Source organism: Roseococcus pinisoli (genome assembly GCF_018413645.1).
GTDB classification, from domain to species: domain Bacteria; phylum Pseudomonadota; class Alphaproteobacteria; order Acetobacterales; family Acetobacteraceae; genus Roseococcus; species Roseococcus pinisoli.
Genome location: NZ_JAHCDA010000001.1, coordinates 179,944 through 201,520, shown reverse-complemented (window position 1 = coordinate 201,520; position 21,577 = coordinate 179,944). Strand labels below are relative to the sequence as shown.

The 21,577-nt window shown below is 70.9% G+C and carries 23 protein-coding genes; 13 read left to right on the top strand and 10 right to left on the bottom strand.

All coding sequences use genetic code 11. The annotated features are described in order from the left end of the window. Positions 1-97: 97 nt before the first annotated feature. The gene (locus KHU32_RS00950; protein ID WP_213668182.1) at positions 98-595 is read right to left on the bottom strand and encodes a MarR family winged helix-turn-helix transcriptional regulator; all 498 of its coding nucleotides are present in this window, start codon (positions 593-595) and stop codon (positions 98-100) included. A gap of 135 nt (positions 596-730) precedes the next feature. Between KHU32_RS00950 and KHU32_RS00945 the strand changes: the two genes are divergently transcribed. The 4 genes from KHU32_RS00945 to KHU32_RS00930 all read left to right on the top strand — a co-directional run bounded on the left by KHU32_RS00945 (position 731) and on the right by KHU32_RS00930 (position 5,158). Beyond that, a complete protein-coding gene (locus KHU32_RS00945) occupies positions 731-1,765 on the top strand; it encodes a M29 family metallopeptidase (RefSeq protein ID WP_213668181.1) in 1,035 nt (344 codons plus the stop codon). Beyond that, a complete protein-coding gene (locus KHU32_RS00940) occupies positions 1,762-2,514 on the top strand; it encodes an alpha/beta fold hydrolase (RefSeq protein ID WP_213668180.1) in 753 nt (250 codons plus the stop codon). Before KHU32_RS00945 ends, KHU32_RS00940 begins: the two co-directional genes overlap by 4 nt. 3 nt (positions 2,515-2,517) lie before the next feature. Further along, entirely contained in the window at positions 2,518-3,780 is a 1,263-nt protein-coding gene (locus KHU32_RS00935; RefSeq protein ID WP_213668179.1) for an acyl-CoA dehydrogenase family protein, read from the top strand. A gap of 70 nt (positions 3,781-3,850) precedes the next feature. Beyond that, positions 3,851-5,158 (top strand): class I adenylate-forming enzyme family protein, encoded by a 1,308-nt coding sequence (locus KHU32_RS00930; protein WP_213668178.1) that lies wholly within the window; start codon positions 3,851-3,853, stop codon positions 5,156-5,158. Between the two features lie 5 nt (positions 5,159-5,163). On the opposite strand, the gene KHU32_RS00925 is transcribed toward KHU32_RS00930, so the two are convergent. The 6 genes from KHU32_RS00925 to KHU32_RS00900 all read right to left on the bottom strand — a co-directional run bounded on the left by KHU32_RS00925 (position 5,164) and on the right by KHU32_RS00900 (position 9,621). Further along, the gene (locus KHU32_RS00925; RefSeq protein WP_213668177.1) at positions 5,164-6,102 is read right to left on the bottom strand and encodes a ketopantoate reductase family protein; all 939 of its coding nucleotides are present in this window, start codon (positions 6,100-6,102) and stop codon (positions 5,164-5,166) included. 155 nt (positions 6,103-6,257) lie between these two features. Beyond that, positions 6,258-6,650: a RidA family protein gene (locus KHU32_RS00920; protein WP_213668176.1), complete on the bottom strand. Its 393-nt coding sequence runs from the start codon at positions 6,648-6,650 to the stop codon at positions 6,258-6,260. Positions 6,651-6,892: 242 nt separating this feature from the next. After that, positions 6,893-7,675, bottom strand: coding sequence for a DUF4394 domain-containing protein (locus KHU32_RS00915; RefSeq protein WP_213668175.1), 783 nt, complete (start codon positions 7,673-7,675; stop codon positions 6,893-6,895). Positions 7,676-7,796: 121 nt separating this feature from the next. Further along, positions 7,797-8,471: an anti-sigma factor gene (locus KHU32_RS00910; RefSeq protein ID WP_213668174.1), complete on the bottom strand. Its 675-nt coding sequence runs from the start codon at positions 8,469-8,471 to the stop codon at positions 7,797-7,799. Then, complete coding sequence (locus tag KHU32_RS00905) at positions 8,468-8,998, bottom strand: sigma-70 family RNA polymerase sigma factor (RefSeq protein ID WP_213668173.1); 531 nt, start codon at positions 8,996-8,998, stop codon at positions 8,468-8,470. Before KHU32_RS00905 ends, KHU32_RS00910 begins: the two co-directional genes overlap by 4 nt. After that, positions 8,995-9,621, bottom strand: a complete 627-nt coding sequence (locus tag KHU32_RS00900) for a hypothetical protein (protein ID WP_213668172.1) — start codon at positions 9,619-9,621, stop codon at positions 8,995-8,997. Before KHU32_RS00900 ends, KHU32_RS00905 begins: the two co-directional genes overlap by 4 nt. Before the next feature lie 35 nt (positions 9,622-9,656). On the opposite strand from KHU32_RS00900, the gene KHU32_RS00895 reads away from it, so the two are divergent. After that, a complete protein-coding gene (locus tag KHU32_RS00895) occupies positions 9,657-10,487 on the top strand; it encodes an aldo/keto reductase (RefSeq protein WP_213668171.1) in 831 nt (276 codons plus the stop codon). A gap of 16 nt (positions 10,488-10,503) precedes the next feature. Here the strand turns inward: KHU32_RS00895 and KHU32_RS00890 are convergent, their stop codons facing one another. Together KHU32_RS00890 and KHU32_RS00885 are read right to left on the bottom strand one after the other, a co-directional pair. After that, a complete protein-coding gene (locus KHU32_RS00890; RefSeq protein ID WP_213668170.1) occupies positions 10,504-11,913 on the bottom strand; it encodes a TRAP transporter large permease in 1,410 nt (469 codons plus the stop codon). 4 nt (positions 11,914-11,917) lie between these two features. Beyond that, entirely contained in the window at positions 11,918-12,466 is a 549-nt protein-coding gene (locus tag KHU32_RS00885; protein ID WP_213668169.1) for a TRAP transporter small permease subunit, read from the bottom strand. 189 nt (positions 12,467-12,655) lie between these two features. Between KHU32_RS00885 and KHU32_RS00880 the strand changes: the two genes are divergently transcribed. The 8 genes from KHU32_RS00880 to KHU32_RS00845 are packed head-to-tail and all read left to right on the top strand — an operon-like array spanning position 12,656 to position 20,969. Beyond that, positions 12,656-14,653 carry a proton-conducting transporter transmembrane domain-containing protein gene (locus tag KHU32_RS00880; protein ID WP_213668168.1) on the top strand — a complete coding sequence of 666 codons (1,998 nt, stop codon included), beginning with the start codon at positions 12,656-12,658 and terminating at the stop codon, positions 14,651-14,653. Next, positions 14,653-15,615: a respiratory chain complex I subunit 1 family protein gene (locus KHU32_RS00875; protein ID WP_213668167.1), complete on the top strand. Its 963-nt coding sequence runs from the start codon at positions 14,653-14,655 to the stop codon at positions 15,613-15,615. The genes KHU32_RS00880 and KHU32_RS00875 overlap by 1 nt, the downstream gene beginning before the upstream one ends. A gap of 40 nt (positions 15,616-15,655) precedes the next feature. Then, positions 15,656-16,324, top strand: coding sequence for a hydrogenase-4 component E (locus KHU32_RS00870; RefSeq protein ID WP_213668166.1), 669 nt, complete (start codon positions 15,656-15,658; stop codon positions 16,322-16,324). Then, the gene (locus tag KHU32_RS00865; protein ID WP_213668165.1) at positions 16,321-17,742 is read left to right on the top strand and encodes a proton-conducting transporter transmembrane domain-containing protein; all 1,422 of its coding nucleotides are present in this window, start codon (positions 16,321-16,323) and stop codon (positions 17,740-17,742) included. The genes KHU32_RS00870 and KHU32_RS00865 overlap by 4 nt, the downstream gene beginning before the upstream one ends. Further along, positions 17,739-19,238 carry a hydrogenase large subunit gene (locus tag KHU32_RS00860; protein ID WP_213668164.1) on the top strand — a complete coding sequence of 500 codons (1,500 nt, stop codon included), beginning with the start codon at positions 17,739-17,741 and terminating at the stop codon, positions 19,236-19,238. The genes KHU32_RS00865 and KHU32_RS00860 overlap by 4 nt, the downstream gene beginning before the upstream one ends. Next, the gene (locus KHU32_RS00855; protein ID WP_347265487.1) at positions 19,235-19,606 is read left to right on the top strand and encodes a glyoxalase superfamily protein; all 372 of its coding nucleotides are present in this window, start codon (positions 19,235-19,237) and stop codon (positions 19,604-19,606) included. The genes KHU32_RS00860 and KHU32_RS00855 overlap by 4 nt, the downstream gene beginning before the upstream one ends. After that, on the top strand, positions 19,606-20,124 hold the full coding sequence (locus KHU32_RS00850; RefSeq protein ID WP_213668163.1) for an NADH-quinone oxidoreductase subunit B family protein: 519 nt from the start codon (positions 19,606-19,608) through the stop codon (positions 20,122-20,124). Before KHU32_RS00855 ends, KHU32_RS00850 begins: the two co-directional genes overlap by 1 nt. Continuing rightward, positions 20,121-20,969 (top strand): DUF429 domain-containing protein, encoded by an 849-nt coding sequence (locus tag KHU32_RS00845; RefSeq protein WP_347265486.1) that lies wholly within the window; start codon positions 20,121-20,123, stop codon positions 20,967-20,969. The genes KHU32_RS00850 and KHU32_RS00845 overlap by 4 nt, the downstream gene beginning before the upstream one ends. Positions 20,970-21,074: 105 nt before the next feature. On the opposite strand, the gene KHU32_RS00840 is transcribed toward KHU32_RS00845, so the two are convergent. Next, positions 21,075-21,530, bottom strand: a complete 456-nt coding sequence (locus KHU32_RS00840) for a GNAT family N-acetyltransferase (RefSeq protein WP_213668161.1) — start codon at positions 21,528-21,530, stop codon at positions 21,075-21,077. Positions 21,531-21,577: the final 47 nt, after the last annotated feature.

Genomic DNA, 21,577 nt, shown 5'->3' with positions numbered 1-21,577 from the left:
ACGCTTCAGCGCAGGATGAGGATGAGGATCTGCACGACCGCGGCCAGCGCGACCAGGATCAGCGCGATCCGGCCCAGCTGGTCCGGATCGGGCAGCTTCAAGCGGCGATGGCGGTCGCGCTGCGGCGCGTCCGCGGGGGCTTGGTCATCATGGCGCGCAGCAGCTGCTTGAGCTGCAGGCGGTCCAGGGACGGGAAGCGGGACAGCACCTCCGCCTCGTGCGCCTTGGCGGCGATCAGGAGGTCGCGGACGATCTGCTCGCCACGCGGCATCATCTGGATTCGCACCACGCGGCGGTCACGCTGGTCGGGCATGCGCTTGACGATACCATCGCGGACCATGCGGTCCAGCAGCTTCGTCATGGTGGGCTGCTGCAGCAGGCAGGCCTCGGCCAGGCCGGTCACCGTCTCGCCCGGGCTGCCGGACAGCGTCGCCAGCACGCGCCAGACCGGCACGGAAACGCCCGCCTTGCGCAGGACGGAATGGAACTCGGTCGAGACGGCATGCGAGGCCCGCGCCATCAGGTAGAGCAGGTAATCGTCGACGAAACGTTCGTCGGTGGCAGTGGCGGTGTCGCGAAGCAGGATCCCGTCCATGAAGCATCCCCTAACCCGGTTGTTTTCGTTCGGGAGATTGATGGTCACGTTCGTTGGCATGCAATTAAGGGGAATTACGGATCGTCGACGCATGAAACCTCATGCGATATCCAGGGTCCGAACCGGAGGCCGTTTTTGACCATCCTTCATTTGGAAGCTTCGTGGATCGAGGCCTTCGAGTCGGTGTTCCGCCGCTGCCGCGTGGCACCGGGGGAGGCCGTCTGCCTGTTGGCCGAAAGCCGCTCCCGCCCGCTGAACATCGCGCTCGCGGAAGCCGCGCTGGCCCGGCTCGGCGCCCGCTACTACCGCTGCACCCTGCCGACGCCGCGGCAGACCGCCCCCGTCCCGGTGCGCTCGACCGGCGCGTCGCGCGCCATCGCGGGTCATCCGGCGGTGCTGGCGGGGCTGGCGGCCTCGACCTTCATCGTCGACCTGACGGTGGAGGGGCTGCTGCATGCGCCCGAGCTCAAGCAGATCCTCGGCGCCGGCAGCCGGGTGCTGATGGTAAGCAACGAGCATCCCGACGCGCTGGAGCGCCTGGTCCCCGTCGACGAGGACGAATCGGCCGCGAAGGCCGCGGTGAAGCGGGCGCGGGCGGCGAAAAGCATGCACGTCGCCTCCGCCGCCGGCACCGACCTGCACGTCACGATGGAGGGCGCGCCCACCGTCGGCGTCTGGGGCTGGACCGACCGGCCGGGCACCATGGCGCATTGGCCCGGCGGCATCGTGGTGAGCTTCCCGCGCGCCGGAAGCGTGCGGGGGCGCCTCGTCCTGGATGCCGGCGACGTGAACCTGACCTTCAAGCGATACATCGAGCGCCCCATCGCGCTCACCATCGAGGACGACCACATCACCCGGATTGAGGGATCAGGCGCGGATGCCGAGATGATGCGCCGGTACCTCGAGTCATGGGGCGACCGCGCGGCCTATGCCGTCTCGCATGTCGGCTGGGGGCTCAACCGGCGCGCGCGCTACGAGGCGCTGGCCTTCTACGACCGCGAGGACACCAACGGCACCGAGCTGCGCGCCGTCGCCGGCAACTTCCTCTTCTCCACCGGCGCGAACGAATTCGCGAATCGCTTCACCGAGGGGCATTTCGACATCCCCATCTTCAACACCACGATCACCCTCGACGGCGAGGCGGTGGTCCGCGAGGGAGTGCTGCTGTGACCATCGAGGCGGGTGAGGGAAGGACCGTGCTGCTGCTGCACGGCATCGGCGGCAGGGCGAGCATCTGGCAGCCGACGGTCGAGGCGCTGGGCGTCGACCACCACGTGATCGCGATGGACATGCCGGGCTATGACGGCGCCTCGCCGGCGCTGGACAACTTCGCCGCCGTGGCCGATGCGGCGGCCGCGCTGCTGACCTCGCGCGGGATCGGACAGGCCGACATCGTCGGGCATTCGCTGGGCGGCATGGTCGCGCTGGAGATGGCGGTGCGCCATCCGGAGCTGGTGCGGCGCCTGGTGATCGTCGCGAGCTCGCCGGCCTTCGGCAGCCGCGACCCGGCCTTCCGCGAAGGCTTCCTCGCCGCGCGCCAGAAGCCGCTGGACGAGGGGATCGGCATGGCCGGCGTGGCGCGGATGGTGGTTCCCGCCATGCTGGGGCCCGACGCCGACCCCGGCGCGCTTCCCGCCGCGACGGCCGCCATGTCGACCGTGGATGAGGGCGCCTATCGCACCACGCTGGCGATGCTCACGACCTTCGATCGCCGTGCCGACCTGCCGAACATCATGCAGCGAAGCCTGCTCCTGGGCGGCGAATCTGACACGACGGCGCCGCCGCGCGGCATGCAGCGCATGGCCGATGCCATGCCGGCGGCGCGGCTGACCGTGATCCCCGGCGTCGGCCACCTGCTGCCGCTGGAGGCGCCGGATGCGTTCCACGCCGCGGTGCGCGGGTTCCTGGCGGAGGCCTGAGGCATGGGCGGCCCTTCCGCGCCGGTGCCGGACGCGCCCATCTTCGATCCGCGCGGCTTTCGCCTCTCGCCTTTCGAGGCGGAGCTGACGGCCCGGGCGCGGGAGTTCGGCGCGCGCGTGCTGGCGCCGCGCGCCGCCCGCTGGGACCGCGAGGCGAGCTTTCCCACCGACAATTACGACGACATGCGCAAGGAAGGCTGGCTCGGCATCTGCGTGCCGATCGGGGAGGGCGGCATGGGCGCCGACTTTCGGGCCTATTGCCTCGCCGCCGCGGAGTTCGGCCGCTACTGCGGCGCCACCGCGCTGACCTGGAACATGCATGTCTGCAGCACGCTCTGGAGCGGGCTGCTGATCGACGACCTGGAGATGGACGCCGCCACGCGTGCGCTGCATCTCGAGCGCCGGGCGGGGCATTACGCGAATATCCTGGAGCGCGGCGCGATCTTCTCGCAGCCCTTCTCCGAGGGCGGTGCCGCGGCGGCGGGCACCGTCGCTTTCGGCACGACGGCGACGCCCGTCGAAGGCGGCTTCCGCATCAACGGCAAGAAGATCTTCGCCTCGCTATCGGGGCACGCCGACTATTACGGCATCCTCTGCACCGAGGTGCATGGCGAGGAACGGCTCTCGCGGCGCGACACGCTGTATCTCGCCATCCCGAAGGACGCGCCGGGCGTGAGCGTCGAGGGTGAGTGGGATCCGCTGGGCATGCGCGGCACCGTCAGCCGCAACCTGATCTTCCGCGATGTCTTCGTGCCGACCGAGGCCGCGCTCATGCCGCCTGGCCTCTACTTCCAGGCGGCGAGCCGCTGGCCGCACATGTTCATGACGCTGACGCCCACCTACATGGGCCTCGCCCAGGCGGCGTATGATTTCTGCGTGCGCTACCTGCGCGGTGAGCAGCCGGGTACGCCACCCGTGAAGCGCCGCATGTACCCGACGAAGCAGATCGCCGTTGCGGAGATGCGCGTGATGCTGGAGCAGACCAAGGCGCTCTGGTTCCAGGCGGTCAGCGAGGCGGGTCCCGATCCCTCGAAGGAGCAGATGCTCCGCGCGCTGGCGGCGCAGAACACGGTGATGGAGAACGCCAATGCCATCGCCGCCAAGGCGGTGCGCACCTGCGGCGGCCAGGCGATGCTGAAGTCGCTGCCGTTGGAGCGCATCTATCGCGACAGCCGCTGCGGCTCGCTGATGCTGCCCTGGACGGCCGAGCTCTGCATCGACCGCGTCGGCCGCGACGCCCTCTACGAGAAGGGCGAAGTTGATTGAAGGCGCCTCGTGGCCGGAGATGCAAGAACCTGAGGTTCTTGCTGGGGTGCTCGAGGGGCGACGCCCCTCGATGAGCTTTTGTCTTTCCGCCCTGCAGCCCCAGATCGTCGCCGAAGAGCAGGCGTTGCGGCAGGCCGGAGCCGAAAGGGGCGACCGCATCGGCTGGATCGGCCTGAACGATCCCGCGATGCTGGCGACGCTCTTTGCCTGCGAGCATCTGGGCCTCACGCTCGTGCCGCTGAACTGGCGGCTGGCGGCCGAGGAGCTGCAATGGATCGCCGCTGACGCCGGGTTGCGGCTGGTGCGCCAGGGGCCGGAGAGCGGCGCCGTCGTGCCGCGCCCTGCGCCGTCGGCGGCGCGCTGCGAGGCGCTGCTGATCGGCTATACTTCCGGTACCACGGGCCGGCCCAAGGGCGCGATGCTCTCCGCCGCCGCGCTGCGCGCCAATGCCGAGAATGCCAGGCGCCTCTTCGAGCTCACACCCACGGATCACGTGCTGACGGTGCTGCCGCTCTTCCATGTCGGCGGCCTCAACATCGAGACGGTGCCGGCGCTGCTGGCTGGCGCGCGCGTGACGCTGCTGCCGAAATTCGAGCCCGATGCCTTCTTCGACGCGGTGGAAGCGCTTCGACCCAGCCTGACGCTGTTGGTGCCGGCGGTGATGGCGGCGCTGGTGGGCCATCCGCGCTGGGTGGGCGCGGACCTTTCCTCGCTGCGCGCCATCGGCGCGGGCTCCTCGGAGGTGCCGACCGCCCTGATCGAGGCGTTTCACCAGCGCGGCATCCCGGTCCAGCAGGTCTACGGCATGACCGAGACCTGCCCCATCGCCATTGCGCAGACCCGTGCGGAGGCGTTGGCGGCGCCGGGCTCCATCGGCCGGGCGGCGCCGCTCTGCGAGGCGCGGATCGGCGCGGCGGGCGAGATCGAGATCCGCGGCCCCAACGTCATGTCCGGCTACTGGCAGCGCGAGGCCGAGACGGCAGAGGTGCTGCGCGACGGCTGGTTCCGCACCGGCGATGCCGGGCAGCAGGATTCCGAGGGGCGCTTCTGGTTCACCGACCGGCTGAAGCGCGTGATCATCTCGGGCGGCGAGAACATCTACCCGGCCGAGCTGGAGCGCGTGCTGCGCGAGGTCCCGGGCCTCTGCGACTGTGCCGTGCTCGGCCGGCCGGACCCGCGCTGGGGCGAGGTGCCGGTGGCGGTCGTCGTCGCGACGGCGGAGTTCGACGAGGTGGCGATGGCCGCGCATTTCGAGCGCAAGCTCGCGCGCTTCAAGCACCCGCGCGGCGTGATCCGCGTGGCCGAGCTGCCCAAGACGGCGCTAGGCAAGGTGCAGGTGGAGAAGCTGCGGGCGCTGGTGGAGCGCGCCCGCAACTGAACGGCTCAGCCGTGGGGCAGGCGCCCGGCCGCGCGCCGCTGCTCGTAGGCGCGGGCCTGCAGCGCGGCCATCTCATGGATCGCCGTCTCCACGCCCGCGCGCTTCGCCGCTTCGGCGAGGAAGCCCAGGATATGCTCGCCCTCGATGCGGTTGCCCGCCTCCACGTCGCGCAGCATCGAGGTGGCATAGGCGCTCGTGCCGTCGCTGAAGAGCGCGCGGTACTCGGCCATGAAGGCCTCGGGCATCGGATGGCCGTGATGCGCGGCGATGGCGGCGTTGCGCTCCAGCAGGCTGATCAGCAGGGGTGAGCCGCCGGCGCGCACGATCTCGCCGACATTGGCGCGCATCAGCACGGTGCCGACAGCGCTGGTGCCGAGGTGCACGAGCTTCTCCCACAGGCGCTGGTTGATGTTCGGCACCGCCTTGGCCTCGACGCCGATCGCCTTGGCATAGGCGGCTTCCAGCGCCTGCACGCGCGGGCTCATCGCGCCGTCCAGCTCACCGAAGGTGAGCCAGCGCCAGTCGTTGAGCTGCTTCACCACGCCCGCCGGCGTCAGCGTCGCCTGGATCTTGCAGAGGCCGCCCAGCACGCGCTCGACGCCGAATGCACGCTTCAGCGTGTCGATGTGCGAGAGGCCGTTCAGCACGGGCAGGATGGCGGTGCGGCCATCCACGCCGGGCCGGATGGTGGAGATGGCGTCGTCCAGGTCGTAGGCCTTGTTGCTCAGCAGGATCACGTCCCAGCCGGGCTGCAACTTGGCGGCCTGGATCGTCTTCACGGCGAGCTTGGCGTTGCCGAACTGGCTCTCGATCGCCAGCCCGTCCTTCGCCAGGGCCGCGGCGCGCCCGGGACGCACGAGGAAGGTGACGTCGCCACCGGCCTCGGCCAGGCGGCCCCCGAAATATCCCCCCAGCGCGCCCGCGCCCAGCACCAGAACCCGCATGACATTCCCCTTCCCGACAGGAGGCGAGCATCGCGCGTCCTGCCGCCGCGGCCTAGAGCATCACCCGATCAGATGGAATCATCTGGTCGGGTAAAGATGCTCGAAAAACAAAGGGTAGAGCGTTTACCGTGAAGCCCTTGCGAACGGAAAATGCTCTAGATGGCGGCGATGCAGTCCATCTCGATGTCGAAAGGCCCGAACCAGGAGGGCACGGTGATGAAGATCCGCGCGGGCGGGTCCTTCGGGAAGTAGCGCGCATAGATCGCGTTGACCGCGCCGAACTTCTCCGGCGTCGTGCAATAGACGTTGCACTTCAGCACGTTCTCCATCGAGGTGCCCGCCGTTTCGAGGCAGAGCTTCATCTGCTCGAGCACGAGCTCCGTCTGACGCTCGATGGGGACCTCGGCGATTTCGCCCGTGGCGAGGTCGAAGGGCGGCAGGCCCGAGACATGGACATAGCTCGCGCCGCGCACCACCACCGATACAGGCGCCTGGCGCCGGTCCAGGAAGGTCGACAGCGGTTCGACGCGGATGACTTCGCGCTTCATGGGGAGGCTCCTTCGTTGTGGGAGCGCCCTTTGCCGGGAAAATCCCGGCCGCAGTTTCGGCGGCGGCCGAAGCATCGGGCCCCGAAATCATGAGGTGCGGGCCCGGAGACGCGCACGCCGCCATCCAGGGGAGCCCGAATGGCGGCGGCGCTTTCCCCCGCGCGCCCGCGCCGGAGAGGCCCCGGGGAGGAGCCGGGGCATCAGGCGCGGCAGTCCTGGTCAACGCGCGGGGGCGCGCTTCTTCACCGCATCGCGGCGATGTCGATCACGCTCGTGCCGCGCGGCAGGGTCACCGTGCCGCGCGGGGTCAGTGCGCCGCTGGCGAGGTCCAGCGAATGCAGGGTCGCGCCCGCCATCACGAAGCCCTGGTTGCTCGTGCCGTCGCTCAGGATGTCGAAGGCGACATTCGCCGGCACCTGGGCGGAAAGGGGCGCGCGGGGGCTCTGCACGCCGTCATTGGGCGGATTCTGGACGTTGAGGCTGCGGGTCGAGGTGTCGATGGTCAGCAGCATCGTCGCGGTCGCGCCCGCCATGCTGTTGGTATAGGCGCCGGCCGTGACGCGGGGCATCTGCGCGGCGGCGGGGCTGCCCTCGGCGTTCTTGAGGCGGCCGTCGGTCACCGCCTCGCCCGTCTCGACGTTCACGCGCAGGTTCTGGCCGTCCATGCCGATGATGCGCACGCGGTTCGCCACCGGGTTGAAGTCGAAGATGGCGTGGCCGGCAGCCTGGAAGGGCACGTTCAGCTGGCTCACCTGCGTCGCGCGGCCGGACTGGGCATCGATGGTGACGATCTGGCCCTGGCTGGTGATGCCGTAGAGGCGGCCATCCTGCGGGCGCTGGTCGATGCCGACCACCCGGCCATTCGTGCCGGTGATGGCGGTGGCGGGGCTCGCGCGGCGCGTCTCGCTGTCGATGCGGATGAGCTTGTTGTCGCCGGTCAGGCCGATCAGCGTGGCGGCCTGGGCGGCGGTCGAGGCGAGCAGGGCGACCGTGCCGAGCAGCGCGAGGCGAAGGGGATGCTTCATGGCGATTCGTCTCCGTTGTCGCGCGGCGTGATCGCCTCGCTGCCTGCGTTACGGAGCGCGCTGCCGGATGGATGCAGCGAAGCCTGCGATTCTTTTCTTTTGATGTCGACGCGGCGGAAGTTCAGCTCCCGCCGGCCTCGCTGAGCCGCCCGATGAACAGGATGGGCCCGGTGGGGCGGCCCGTGGGCGAGCCGCCCGGCGGCTCCAGCGTGATCTCGATCAGCATGCCGGGCGAGGGGCGGAGCGTCGTGGGCGTCACGCTGAAGCGCCCGGCCTCGGGCACGAGGCCCAGCGAGGTCGGTGCCGTCGCGCCCTGGGGCAGCGCCCAGAGCTGGGCGACGCGCCCGGGCTCGACCGCGCGCCGGTTGAGCGCGGCGAGGCGAATGGTGTCGCCCGCCGCCTCGACGAGCCAGGCGGGCTGGTCGCTGCTGGTCAGCAGCACTGTCATCAGCGGGGCCTGGGGCGCGGGGCGCAGCAGGATGAAGGCGGCGAGCCCGGCCGCCACCGCGCTGGCGCCGAGGCCCAGCGCGGGCCAGGGGAAGCGCCAGCGGGGGCGTGCGGTGGCCGGGGCCAGGGCCAGGCCCAGGCCGCGCTCGATCCGCGCCCAGAGCTCGGGCGGCGGCGCTTCCGGCGGCGCCAGGGTGAGCAGGGGCGCGAGGCGCTGCTCCCAGGCCGCGACGGCGGCGGCCAGCTCGGCATCGGTCTCCATTCGCGCGCGCAGCTCGGCCGCTTCCCGGGCCTCCAGCGTGCCCAGCACATATTCGCCGGCCAGCGCGTCGCGTTCCTCCGGGGTCATGCCAGGCACTCCCTGAGGCTGAGCAGACCGCGGCGGATCCAGGCCTTCACGGTGCCGAGCGGCAGTTCGAGCCGCGCCGCGATCTGCGGATGCGACAGCCCGTCCACGAAGGCCAGGAGGATCCCGCGGCGATTCTTCTCGGGCAGCTGCTCGAGGCAGGAGCGCAGCCGCGCGCCCTCCTCGCCATCGGCGATGGCGCTGAGCTGCGTCGCCTCGACCGGCCGGTCGCCGAGCGTCGCGTCGTCGGTCGGCATCTCGCGGCCCCGGCGGCGGGCGATGTCCAGCGCCGCGTGCCGGATGACGGCGCCCGTCCAGGCCTCGGGCGCGCCCATGGCGGCGTCGAAGGAGGCGGCGCGCCGCGCGATGTTGAGGAAGCCGTCATGAAGCGCGTCCGCCGCCTGGTCGCGATCGCGCAGGATCGCCATGGCGATCCCGAAGAGGCGCACCGACTGCGCCTTGTAGAGCGCATGCAGCGCCGCCCGGTCGCCGCCGGCAATGCGGACCAGCAGGGCGGCGGTGTCGCTCATCTCACGAGGCTTTGCAGGCGGTCGAAGATGTCGCGCAGGCCGAGGCCCGGCTCGGCCGGCGGCGGGGCGGAGCCCGCGGGCTGCATCGTGCGCAGGCGGGCGAGGGCATTGGCCGTGCCGGCGAGGCGCAGCTCGGCCGGTTCGGTCGCCGCCGTCGTGCTGCTGCCGAGGCCCGCCATGCGGACCAGCGCCCGCCCGGCGGAGGGAAGCTCCTGCGCGGCGCGCTCGACATCGGCGCGGCGGGGTGCGCAGACGAGGTTGCGGCCTTCCAGCCCGCAGGGGAGCTCCATCATCTCGTTGCGGTCGAAACGCAGCTGGGCTGAGCCCGCGACGGCCAGCACGGCGCGCGAGGCGCTGTCCAGCGAGAGGTCGCGTGCCGTCACCACCGGCACCAGCTTGCCGCCGCGATCCTGGATCTCGAGCGCCAGGCCGGCGCCGACGGTCGGCCGCTCCACCCAGTCGCGATGGGCGAGGGTGCAGGCGCTGCGGTCGGTCATGCGGTCCGTCGCGCAGCTGAGGCGCCAGCTGCCGATCTCCTCGACGGAGGGCTGGGCCAGGGCGGCGCCCGCCAGCAGGGTCGTGGAAAGCAGGGGCGGGGCGAGGAAGGTGGCAAGCTTGCTCATGGGCGCTAGTCTACCAGCCGGCTGGAGGAACGACGATGTCACTTGTGAGATGGCCCGACGGCACTGAGGTCCCCGCCCTCGGCCAGGGGACCTGGCATATGGGCGAGCGGGGCAGCGACCGGAAGGCCGAGGCCGCCGCCCTGCGGCTGGGCATCGAGCTCGGCCTGACGCTGGTCGACACCGCCGAGATGTACGGCGAGGGGGGCGCGGAAGAAGTGGTGGCGGAGGCCATTGCGGGTCAGCGCGACAAGGTTTTCCTCGTCTCCAAGGTCTATCCGCACAATGCCTCGCGCCGCGGCCTGCCGCAGGCCTGCGAGCGCAGCCTGAAGCGCCTCCAAACTGAAACGATAGATCTCTACCTCCTTCATTGGCGCGGCTCCGTTCCTCTGGAAGAGACGGTCGAGGCCATGGAACGGATGCGCAGCGCGGGAAAAATTTTGCGCTGGGGCGTCTCCAACCTCGACGTGGACGATCTGGAGGAGCTGGGCCCGGCGCTGGCCGACTGCGCCACCGATCAGGTGCTGCTGAACCTCGAGCATCGCGGGCCGGAATTCGACCTGCTGCCCTTCTGCGCCGACCAGGGCATGCCGGTGATGGCCTATTCCCCGGTCGGGCAGGGCGGCGCGCTGCTGCGGCACCCGGAGCTCGTGCGGCTGGCGAAGGCGCGTGGGGTGACCCCGGCGCAGATCGCCCTGGCCTGGACGCTTTCGAAGCCGGGCGTGATCAGCATCCCCAAGGCGACGCGGCCCGAGCATGTGCGGCTGAACGCGGCGGCGCGCGAGATCGTGCTGACGGCGGAAGAACACGCGGCGCTGGATGCCGCCTTCCCGCCGCCGCGGCGCAAGCGCTCGCTGGCGATGCTTTAGCGGTCGGCGTCCGGGGCTACCTGAACACCGGCATCGCATCCTCGTCCTGCGGCGGCGAGGGAGGGACCTCGATGGTGACGCTGGCCGGGTCCACCCCGGACTCGCGGTGCACGAAGTAGGTCACGCTCTGCGGCCAGAAGATCACGATGGCCACCAGCAGCAGCTGCAGGAACAGCCACGGGATCGCGCCGAGGTAGATGTCCTTCGTGGGCAGCGACTTCGGCGCGATGCTGCGCAGGTAGAAGAGCGCGAAGCCGAAGGGCGGGTGCATGAAGCTCGTCTGCAGGTTGATGCAGAGCAGCACGCCGAACCAGACGAGGTCGATGTCCAGCTTGGTCGCCACCGGGGCGAGCAGCGGGATGATGATGAAGGCGATCTCGAAGAAATCGAGGAAGAAGGCCAGGAGGAAGACGAAGACGTTCACGAAGATCAGGAAGCCGACCTGCCCGCCGGGCAGGTGGCTCAGCAGGTGTTCGACCCAATGCGAGCCGTCGACGCCCTGGAACACCAGGCTGAACACCGTGGCGCCGATCAGGATGAAGATCACCATGCTGGTCAGGCGCATGGTGTTGCCCATCGCCTCGCGCATCAGCTTCCAGGTGAAGCGGCCATTCATCATGGCCAGGACCACGGCGCCCGCGGTGCCCATCGCGCCGGCCTCGGTCGGCGTCGCGAGGCCCATGAAGATGGTGCCCAGCACCAGCAGGATGAGCACGATCGAGGGCACCATGCCCTTCAGCACCCGCCAGTAGAGCGGCCAGCCGCGCGGGACCAGCGCCTCGGGCGGCAGCGGCGGGACCTTGTGGGGCGCGAAGATCGCCACGCCCGCGATGAAGGCCATGAAGATCAGGATCTGCAGCACCGAGACGCCGATGGCGCCGGCATACATGTCGCCGACCGAGCGCCCGAGCTGATCGCCCAGGATGATCAGCACCAGCGAGGGCGGGATGACCTGGGTGATGGTGCCCGAGGCTGCGATCACGCCCGTGGCGATCCGGGTGTCGTAGCCGTAGCGGATCATGATCGGCAGGGAGATCATGCCCATGGCGATGACCGAGGCCGCGACCGTGCCGGTGATGGCGCCCAGCACGGCGCCCACCAGGATGACGGCATAGGCCAGGCCGCCGGGGATCTTCCCGAAGAGCTGACCCGTGCCCTCGAGCAGGTCCTCCGCCAGGCCGCAGCGCTCCAGGATCGCGCCCATGAGCGTGAAGAAGGGGATGGAGAGCAGCAGGTCGTTCGACAGGATGCCGAAGATCCGCAGCGGGAGATTTCCCAGATAGGCGGTGTTGAAGAAGCCCAGCTCGATCGAGAGGAAGCCGAAGAACAGCCCCACCGCCGAAAGGCTGAAGGCGACCGGGAAGCCGATCAGCAGGAAGACCACCAGGCCGCCGAACATCAGCGGCGGCATCAGATCGAGGGTCATGGCGTTATTGCTCGGGCCGGTGATAGTCGGTGACGATGTCGACCTGCCCGGGCTGCCCGCGCAGCAACGCGACGCGCTTCACCAGCTCGGAGAGCCCCTGCAGCACGAGCAGGAAGAAGCCGAGGGGCATCAGCAGCTTGGCGGGCCATCGCAGCATCCCCCCCGGTGCCGGAGAGGTCTCGCCGCGCAGGAGGGAGTCGAGAAAGTAGGGCCAGGTCATCCAGGCCAGCAGCATCATGCCGGGCAGCAGGAAGAAGACGAGGCCGAAGATATCCACGTAGAGGCGCCCTCGCTCGCCCAGCGAGCCGAAGACCAGGTCCACGCGCACATGCTCGTTCCGGTACAGGGTGTAGCTGGCGCCGAGCATGACCACGGCGGCGAAGAGGTACCACTGCACCTCGAGCCAGGCGTTGGAGGAGAGGTTGAAGCCGTAGCGGCTGAAGGCGTTGCCGGCGCTGACCGCGCAGGCCAGCAGAACGCACCAGTCGGCGACCCGGCCGAACTTCTCGTTCATCCAGTCCACGCCCCGGCTGAAGGCGAGAAGCAGCTTCATCCCCGATGACCCTCCAGAACGCGGCGCGATGGGCGGTCCGGCGGTGCGGTCCGATGACATCTCCCTTTTTCGTTCCGTAAAGATGATTTGGCGAATGTCCAGTGCCTCGACCTCGCCCCTGGCGTCGGGGACGCCTAAACTCCCTGACATGGGGACGCGAATCGACGCTGAGGGCCGGGGACCGGGCGGGTGCTGACGCTGCTCGGCCTTGCCTTCCTGGCGCTTCTGGTCCTCGCAGTCCTGGGCGGCACGGGGCGGGCGCCCCGGATCGCCTTCCTCGGTTGCGCCGTGGCGATGGGCGCGATGGGCCTCGTCGGCGCCTCGGCCCTGCTGGGCGGGGAGGTGCCGCCCACGCCGCTGCCCTTCGGGCCGCCCTGGGCGCCCGCGCTGGTCGCGGTCGATGCGCTTTCGGCCTGGTTCCTGCTGATCCTGGCGCTGGTCGGCGTCCCGGCCTCGCTCTTCGCCGCCGCCTCGTCCCCGCCGCCGCGGGCGGAAGGCGCGGCCTTCCCGCTCTTCCTGGCCGGCATGGCCGCGGCGCTGGTCGCGGCCGATGGATTTTCGATGCTGCTGGGCTTCGAGGTGATGTCCCTCGCCTCCTGGGGCCTGATCGCGGCGCGGCATCCGCGCGGCCCGGGCCGGCGGACGGCGGGACTCTATCTCGGCTTCGCGCTCTTCTCCGGCCTCTGCCTGATCGCGGGCTTCGCGCTGCTGGCGCCGGCGGGGCTGGGCTTCGCCGCCATCCGCGCGACGCCGCCCGAGGGCTGGCAGGCGGGCGCGGTGCTGGTCTTCGTGCTGCTCGGCGCCGGCTCCAAGGCCGGGCTCGTGCCCTTCCACGTCTGGCTGCCGCGGGCGCATCCCGCCGCCGCGACGCCGGTCTCGGCGCTCATGTCGGGCGCCATGGTGAAGGTCGCGCTCTACGTCATGCTGCGGATGCTGCTGGACCTCGCGGGTCCGGCCCAGCCGCTCTGGTGGGGCCTGCCGCTGGTCGCGGTGGGGGGGGCGACGGCGCTGCTCGGCGCGCTGCGCGCCAATCTCGAACAGGACATCAAGGCGGCCCTGGCCTGCTCCACGCTCGAGAATATGGGGCTGATGGCGGTGGGGCTCGGCCTCGCGCTGCTCTTCCGGGGTGCCGACCTGCGGCCGCTGGCCGCGCTGGCGCTGGCGGCGGTGCTGCTGCATGCGCTGAACCATGCCGGCTTCAAGGCGCTGCTCTTCCTCTGCGCCGGGGCGGTGGTCGGCCTCGCCGGCAGCCGCGACCCCGACCGGCTGGGCGGCCTGATCCATCGCATGCCCTGGGTGGCGGGCTGCGCCATGTTCGGCGCTGCCTCGGCCGCCGCGCTGCCGCCCTTCTCTGGCTTCGCGAGCGAGTGGCTGCTGCTGCAATCGCTGATCCAGGGCTTCCGGGTGGCGGAGATGTCGGTCCAGCTCGTCGCGGCCGCAGCCCTGGCGGTGACGGGCATGGCCGTGGGGCTGGCGGCGGCGGCGATGGTGCGCTTCGTCGGCCTCGTCTTCCTCGGGCGGCCCCGCACCCCCATGGCCGCCGGCGCCCAGGACGCGACCGGGCTGATGCGCGCCTCCCTCCTGATCCCGGCGGTGGCGAGCGCGCTGCTGGCCGTGCTGGCGGCGCCCATGCTGTCCCTGGCCGGCGGGGCGATCCAGGTGCTGCTGGGCCCCAATGCCCGCCCCGCGGTGGCGGGCTTCGACCTTGCCCTGGGTGAGCTCGGCACGCGCTACGCCCCCTGGGCGGTGGCCGGCCTGCTGGCGCTCGCCGTGACCATCCTCGTCTTCGCCGTGCGACGCCGCTCGAAGCTGGAGGCGGTCCATGCGCCGGCCTGGGACTGCGGCTTCATGGCACCGCCGCCGCATCTGCCCTTCGGCGACCCGCTCAGCCAGGTCAGCGCCGCCGGCCTCGGCCAGCCCATCCGGCGCAGCCTGGGCGGCGTCGCCCTGGTGATCCATGAGCGGCACGGCGCGGCCGCCCCGGGCTCGGCCCAGCCGGCGACGCTGCGCGTGACGGCGGAGGACCGGGGCGTCGCGCAGCTGTTGCGTCCCTTGGCCCGCGCCCGGCGCCGCCTCTCCCGCGAGGCCGAGGGGCTGCGCAACCTGACCCTGCGCGCCTATCTCGGCATCGCCTTCGGCACGCTGCTGGGCCTGCTGTCCCTCGTCGCCTGGCTGGAGCGCGGCTGATGCTCCAGGCCTTCGGCAGCCTCATCACCCAGCTGCTGCACGTGGCGCTGATCCTGGCGGTCGCGCCGGTGCTGGTCGGCGTGGTGCGCTGGCTGAAGGCGCGGCTGATGGGGCGGCGCGGGCCGCATCTCCTGCAGCCCTGGCGCGATATCCTGAAGCTGCTGCGCAAGCGCCCGGTGATGGCCGAGACGGCGAGCGTGGTCTCCCAGGCCACGCCCTATCTCGCCCTCGGCGCCACGGCGCTGGCCGCCGCCCTGATCCCGAGCTTCGCGCAGGGCATGCTGCTGGCGCCGCTGGCGGATCTCGTGCTGATCGGCGGGCTGCTCGCCCTGGCGCGCGTCTGCCTCGCCCTGAATGGGCACGATGCCGGCACGCCCTTCGGCGGCATGGGCGCGGCGCGCGAGATGACCTTCGCGGTCTTTGCCGAGCCCGCCCTGCTGGTCTGCGTCATGGTCCTGGCCGTGCTGGCCGGGGGCTCCAACCTCGACGCCATCGCCGCGACGCTGCGGGAGGGTGCGGTCGGCCTGCGCATCTCGCTGCTCTTCGCCGCCTTGTCGCTGATCGCGGTGATGCTGGCGGAGAATGCGCGCATCCCGGTGGACAATCCCGCGACGCATCTGGAGCTCACCATGGTGCACGAGGCGATGCTGCTGGAGGCCTCGGGCCGGCACCTCGCGGTCTGGGAGATGCAGGCGGCGTTGAAGCTGACTCTGTGGTTCGCCCTGCTGGCCGCGATCTTCATTCCGTTCGGCACGGCGCCGGCGGGCGGCGGGCCGCTGGCCTGGGGCATCGGGCTGGCGCTGTGGATCGTGAAGATGGGCGTGCTGGCGCTCGGCCTCGCCTTCTTCGAGAGCGCCATCGCCAAGATGCGTGTCTTCCGCGTGCCGGACTTCCTGGGCGGCGCGCTGCTGCTGGCCGTGCTGGCGGCCGCGCTGATCTTCTTCTCCATGGGGCTGGCGTGATGCGCGGCCGGCCTGGCGCCCCGTGGCCCTCGGAGGCCCGATGACCTTCGGCCAGCTCCCCTACGACATGGCGCATGTGCTGGGCGGCGGCATGCTGCTCGTCTCCTTCGTGCTGCTCTACCAGCGGCGCACGGCCGCGCTGGTGAACGCGCTGGCGCTGCAGGGCACGCTGCTGGCCGCCGCCGCCGTCTGGCAGGGCTACGTCCAGGGCGCGCCGCAGCTCTACGTCACCGGGATGATCGCGCTGGCGGCCAAGGGCATCGCGATCCCCGTCTTCCTGCATCGCCTGATGCGGCGCCGGATGCCGGACCGCGCCATCGAGCCGGCGCGCGGCATCGGCCTCAGCATGCTGGGCGGCGTGATGCTGGTCGCGCTCGCGATCCTCGTCGTCCTGCCGGTCACGACCGGCGCCCAGGCCCTGGCGCGCGAGAACCTGGCCATCGCGCTCTCCATCGTGCTGCTGGGGATGCTGACCATGCTCACGCGCCGCAGCGCGCTGGGGCAGGTGGCGGGGCTGATGACGCTGGAGAACGGGCTGGTGCTGGCGGCGGTCGGCGTCACCGGCATGCCGCTGGTGATCGAGCTTTCCACGGCCGGGCTCGTTCTGGTCATCATCGTCATCGCCGGCTTCTTCGCCCGCCTCCTGCAGGAGCGCTTCGACAGCCTGGACACCGACATGCTCCATCCGCACCGGGGGGAGGGGCCATGACCCTCGCCGATGGCATGGTGCTGCTGCCGGTGCTGGCCGCCCTGCTGGTGGCGGCGCTGCCGGCCCAGGCGGCCCGGCTGAACATCGCGGCCTCCGCCGGCTCGCTGGTGCTGGCGCTGCTGCTTCTGGCCGCCGGGCCGGGCGGCGAGGGGCTGCTGCGGCCGGATGCGACGAACCTGCCGCTGGTGCTGGTCGCGGCCCTGGTGGGCCTCGGCACCGCGATCTTCTCCGCGCAGGACATCGCGCATGAGGGCTTCGACCGGCGGCGCACCCGCTATTTCCATGCCGCCTTCCAGGGCTTCATGGCGACGCATTTCCTGGCGCTTCTGTCCGACAATCTCGGCGTCATGTGGGTCGCGATCGAGGCCGGGACGCTGGCCTGCGTGCTGATGGTGGCGCTGCCGCGCACGCCCTCGGCCATCGAGGCCGCGTGGAAGTTCTTCATCCTCTGCGGCGTGGGCATCGCGCTGGCGCTCTTCGGCATCATCGTGCTGGCGCTGGCCGCGCAGCCCATGCTCGAGGGCGGTGCGCAGCTCTCCTACGGGGCGCTGCGCGCGGTCGCGGCGCGGGCGGATCCGGGGCTGCTGAACCTCGCCTTCGTCTTCCTGCTGGTGGGCTTCGGCACCAAGGCGGGCCTCGTGCCGCTGCATTCCTGGCTGCCCGATGCGCATGCCGAGGGCCCGACGCCCATCGCCGCCGTGCTTTCCGGCCTGCTGCTCAACGCGGCCATGCTGGGGATCCTGCGCAGCAAGGCGATCGTCGGCGCGCATCCGGGGGCCATCGCGCCCGGCGGCTTCCTGCTGGCGCTGGGCTTCGCGACGCTGCTGCTGGCCGCCTTCTCTCTCTGGCGGCGGCGCGACGCCAAGCGCCTCTTCGGCTGGAGCAGCATCGAGCATATGGGCATCGTCGCCATCGCCTTCGGCATCGGCGGCGTGCCGGGGCACATGGCGGGGCTGCTGCACCTCTGGGGGCATTCGCTGGTGAAGCCCGCGGCCTTCTTCGCCATCGGCCGGGCGGCCCGGCTGAAGGGCGGCCAGGGCATCGGGACGATCGGCGGCCTCACGGTCAATCATCCGGCGCTGGGCTGGGGCCTCGTCCTGGCGATGGCGGCGCTGGCCGGTCTGCCGCCCTTCAGCCTCTTCGCCTCCGAGGTGCTGCTGGCGGCCGAGGTCGGTCGTGTGCAGCCCTGGCTGCTGCCGCTGCTCGTCCTGGGGCTTCTCGTGGCCGGGACGGCGCTGCTGCGCGCCATGCAGCGCCTGTGCTTCGGCGCGCCCACCCCTGAGCCCGAGCCGGGGCGGGCGGGCCTCGCCACGCTGGTGCCGCTCTGGATCAATCTCGCCCTGGCCGCGCTGCTGGCGCTGGCCCTGCCCGCGCCGTTGGCCGCGCTGCTGCTGGATGCCGCGAGGTCCCTATCATGAGCCCGCGCGCCGTCATCGAGAGCGGCCACGCCGCCGGCTGTCACCCCTGGCCGCGCTACGAGCTGAGCGCCGAGGGCTGGCTGCGGCTGCGCGAGGCCCTGGCGGCCGAGCCCGGCTTCGCGCTGCTGGCCTTCTGGGGCGAACCGGGCCGGGCGCATGCCGCCTTCCTCGACGAGGCGCGGATGGAGGTGATCCTCGCCTCCGTCGCCGCGCCGGAGGGCTGGTTCCCCGCGCTTTCGCCCGTTCGCCCCGCCGCCGCCTGGTTCGAGCGCGCGATGCGCGACCTCTGGGCCCTCGGCGCCGAGGGCGGCACGGACGACCGCCCCTGGCTGGATCACGGGCGCTGGCCGCTGCTGGGCCCGCTTTCCGGCCGGCCGCCGCGGCACGAGCCGGACCCCTATCCCATGGAATTCCTGCCGGTGGAGGGCGAGGGGATCCACATCGTCCCCGTCGGCCCCGTCCATGCCGGCATCATCGAGCCCGGGCATTTCCGCTTCCATATCCAGGGCGAGACCATCGTCCGGCTGGAGACGCGGCTGGGTTATCTGCACAAGGGCCTGCTGAGCCTCATCCAGGGGAAGTCGCCGCGCGCGGCGGCCCGTTTCGCCGCCCGGCTCTCAGGCGACAGCACGGTCGCCCATGGGCTCGCCTTCGCCCGCGCGGCCGAGGCGGCGCTGGGGGTGGAGGTGCCGCTGCGGGCGCAGGCCATCCGCGCCGCGATGCTGGAGCTGGAGCGGCTGCACAACCATCTCAACGACCTCGGCTTCATCGCCAATGACGCGGCCTTCGCCGTGATCCACGCGCGCGCGGGCCTGCTGCGCGAGGGGCTGCTGCGGGCCAACCAGCTGGCCTTCGGGCACCGGCTGATGATGGATGCGCTTCAGCCGGGCGGCGTGGCGCAGGAGCTGACGGCCGACGGCGTCGCGATCCTGCTCGGCGCGATCGGCGCCGTCGCGGCGGAGCTGCCGGTCCTGCTGCGCTACTACGAGGATCATGCAAGCCTGCAGGACCGGGTGCTGGGCACCGGCACGATGAGCGCCGGCCTCGTCCAGGCCTTCGCGCCCGGCGGCGTCGTCGGCCGCGCGGCGGGGCGCGGCTTCGACGCGCGCGTGCTCTCGCGCGAGCTGCCGCCCGGCGAGCTGATCACCCAGCCGGGCGCCGACGTGGATGCCCGCTGGCGCCAGCGCCATGCCGAGGCGCTGCAATCCATCGCGCTGCTCCAGGCGTGGTTGCCTGCCCTTCCGCCAGGCGAGGCGCTGACCACGCCCATGCCGCATAAGGGCGGCGAGGGCATCGCCCTCGTCGAGGGCTTCCGGGGGGAATGCCTGGCCTGGATGCGGCTGGACGATGGCGGCCTGATCGAGGCCTGCTATCTCCGCGACCCCTCCTGGCTGCACTGGCCGCTGCTGGAGGCCGCGGTGATCGGCAACATTCTCGCGGACTTCCCGTTGATCAACAAAAGCATCAACGGCAGCTACAGCGGAGTGGACCTGTGACGCAGACCGTGACGCCCATCCTCCGCATCTTCGATGTCCCGAAGGCGCGCGAATTCTACCTGGACTTCCTCGGCTTCGCCTGGGACTGGGAGCATCGCTTTTCGGAAAATGCGCCGCTCTACGCGCAGGTCTCGCGCGGGGGAGCGGTGCTGCACCTTTCCGAGCATCACGGCGATGCAAGTCCGGGGGCGGCGGTCCGCATCCAGGTGGCGGACGCGGCGGCCTTGCAGCAGGAGCTCCTCGCGAAGAACCACCGTTTTGCGCGGCCGGGCCTCGAGAAGGCGCCCTGGGGCGAGCAGAGCGTCACCGTCACCGACCCGTTCCATAACCGGCTGGTCTTCTTCACCCCGGATGAAGGGGGGAGCTGATGCTTTGGCCGAAGCTCGCGCGCTGCCTCGTCTCGCGCCCCGTCACCGACCCGCCGCCCGTCGTCCCGCCCGAGATCGTGGCCGAGCTGCGCGCCCGACTGGAGGAGGCATCCCAGATGCGTCTCGGCCGATCGCTTGCCATCCGCCAGGTGGATGCGGGCAGCTGCAATGCCTGCGAGCTCGAGATCAACGCGCTGCAGAACGTGGCGCATGACCTGGAGCGCTTCGGCCTGCGCTTCGTGGCCAGCCCGCGCCATGCCGACATCCTGCTCGTCACCGGCCCGCTGACGCGCAACATGGCCGAGGCGCTGCTCCGCACCCGCGCCGCGACACCGGACCCGATGTGGGTGGTGGCACTGGGCGACTGCGCGGTGGATGGCGGCATCTTCCGGGGCAGCTACGCCGTGCTGGGCGGCGTGGAGGCGGCGCTGCCGGTCGACCTCGTGATCCCCGGCTGCCCGCCCTCGCCCACGCAGATCATGGAGGGGCTGGTGGCGCTGATCGAGGCGCATGGGTGAGGTCTCGTTCCGATACGTTGATCGGCTTCGATTCAGCGTGGACGGACAACCCTAAGGCACCGGGTGCGATCTGCGCCGTGAGCCTGGAGGAGGGGCGTCCGGTGCGGTTTCATCCGCCTCGGCTCGTGTCCTTCGACGGCGGTTTGGAGTTCATTCGGCAGGTGCGGTCGCCCGGGGCCACCCTCGTTGCCCTGGACCAGCCCACCGTCGTGCCGAATCTGACGAGCATGCGGCCCGTGGAACGCGCTGCCGCCTCCCTCGTCAGCTGGATGGGAGGTGGGGTGCAGCCGTCCAACCGCGGACGCATCGGCATGTTCTGCGACGACGCGCCGATCTGGTGGTTTCTCCGACAGCTCAAGGCAATGGAAGATCCGGAACTGGCACGGATCGCCACCGACGGACTGCACCTCATGGAGGTGTTCCCCGCCATTTCATTGGCGGCGATGGATGCGGATTTCTTCGGATATCGCAGAGGCCCTCGCTACAATCCTGCCCGCAGGACATTTCGGATCGAGGATTGGAGGCGCGTCGCGAAGGCGGCTGCGCGCGAGGCGGCTTCGATGGGATTCGATGAAATCGGGGAGTGGTGCCGCGTCGCGGCGTCCGTGGACGCGCCGAGAAAAGCGGATCAGGATCGCCTCGACGCGGTTTTATGCCTGCTGATCGCGCTGCGCTGGCGGCTTCGTCCCAGGGAGGAATCGCTGATCCTGGGCAATACGACCACTGGATACATGGTGATGCCGGCGGCTCCCGCGGTGCGCGAGCGATTGGCGGTGGCCGCCTTGAGGATGTCGGTCCCCATGGATGGCCATCTGCCAACCGGCGCTGATCGTCAGGGAGCTTAAGGGAGGAACCGAAGCCTATCCGGCCAGAGCTACTGGCCGATGGAGATGCAAAATATGAGGTTCTTACCGAGGGTTTGAGGGGCGGCGCCCCTTAAGCCTGCTCCGCTAAATCGGCTTCGTGTAGACGATGAAGCCCATGTGCTGCGCCACCTTGTCGTAGAGCAGGCGCCCGGCCGCGTTGGTCGTGTGCGTTTGCCAGTAGACGCGGCCACAGCCGGCCTCCCGCGCCCTGTCGTGCACGCCCTGGATCAATGCGCGGCCGACGCCCTTGCCGCGTGCGGCGGGCGTGGTGAAAAGGTCCTGCAGGTAGCAGGTCGGGCCGAGCAGGGTCGTGCTGCGGTGGAAGATGTAGTTCGTCATGCCGAGCAGCGTGCCGTTCTCCTCGGCAACCAGGCCGAAGACCGGCTCATAGCCGTCGAAGAAGCGCGACCAGGTCGCCTGCGTGATCGCGGGATCCAGCGCCGTCTCGCCCTCGCGGTCATAGAAGGCGTTGTAGCCGAGCCAGAGCGGCAGCCATTGGTCGAAATCCTCGCGGGCGACGGGGCGGATGGTGACGGGCATGGGATTCTCCTTGGCCCCCATCCTCGCGAGGCGGCGCGCCGGCAGCA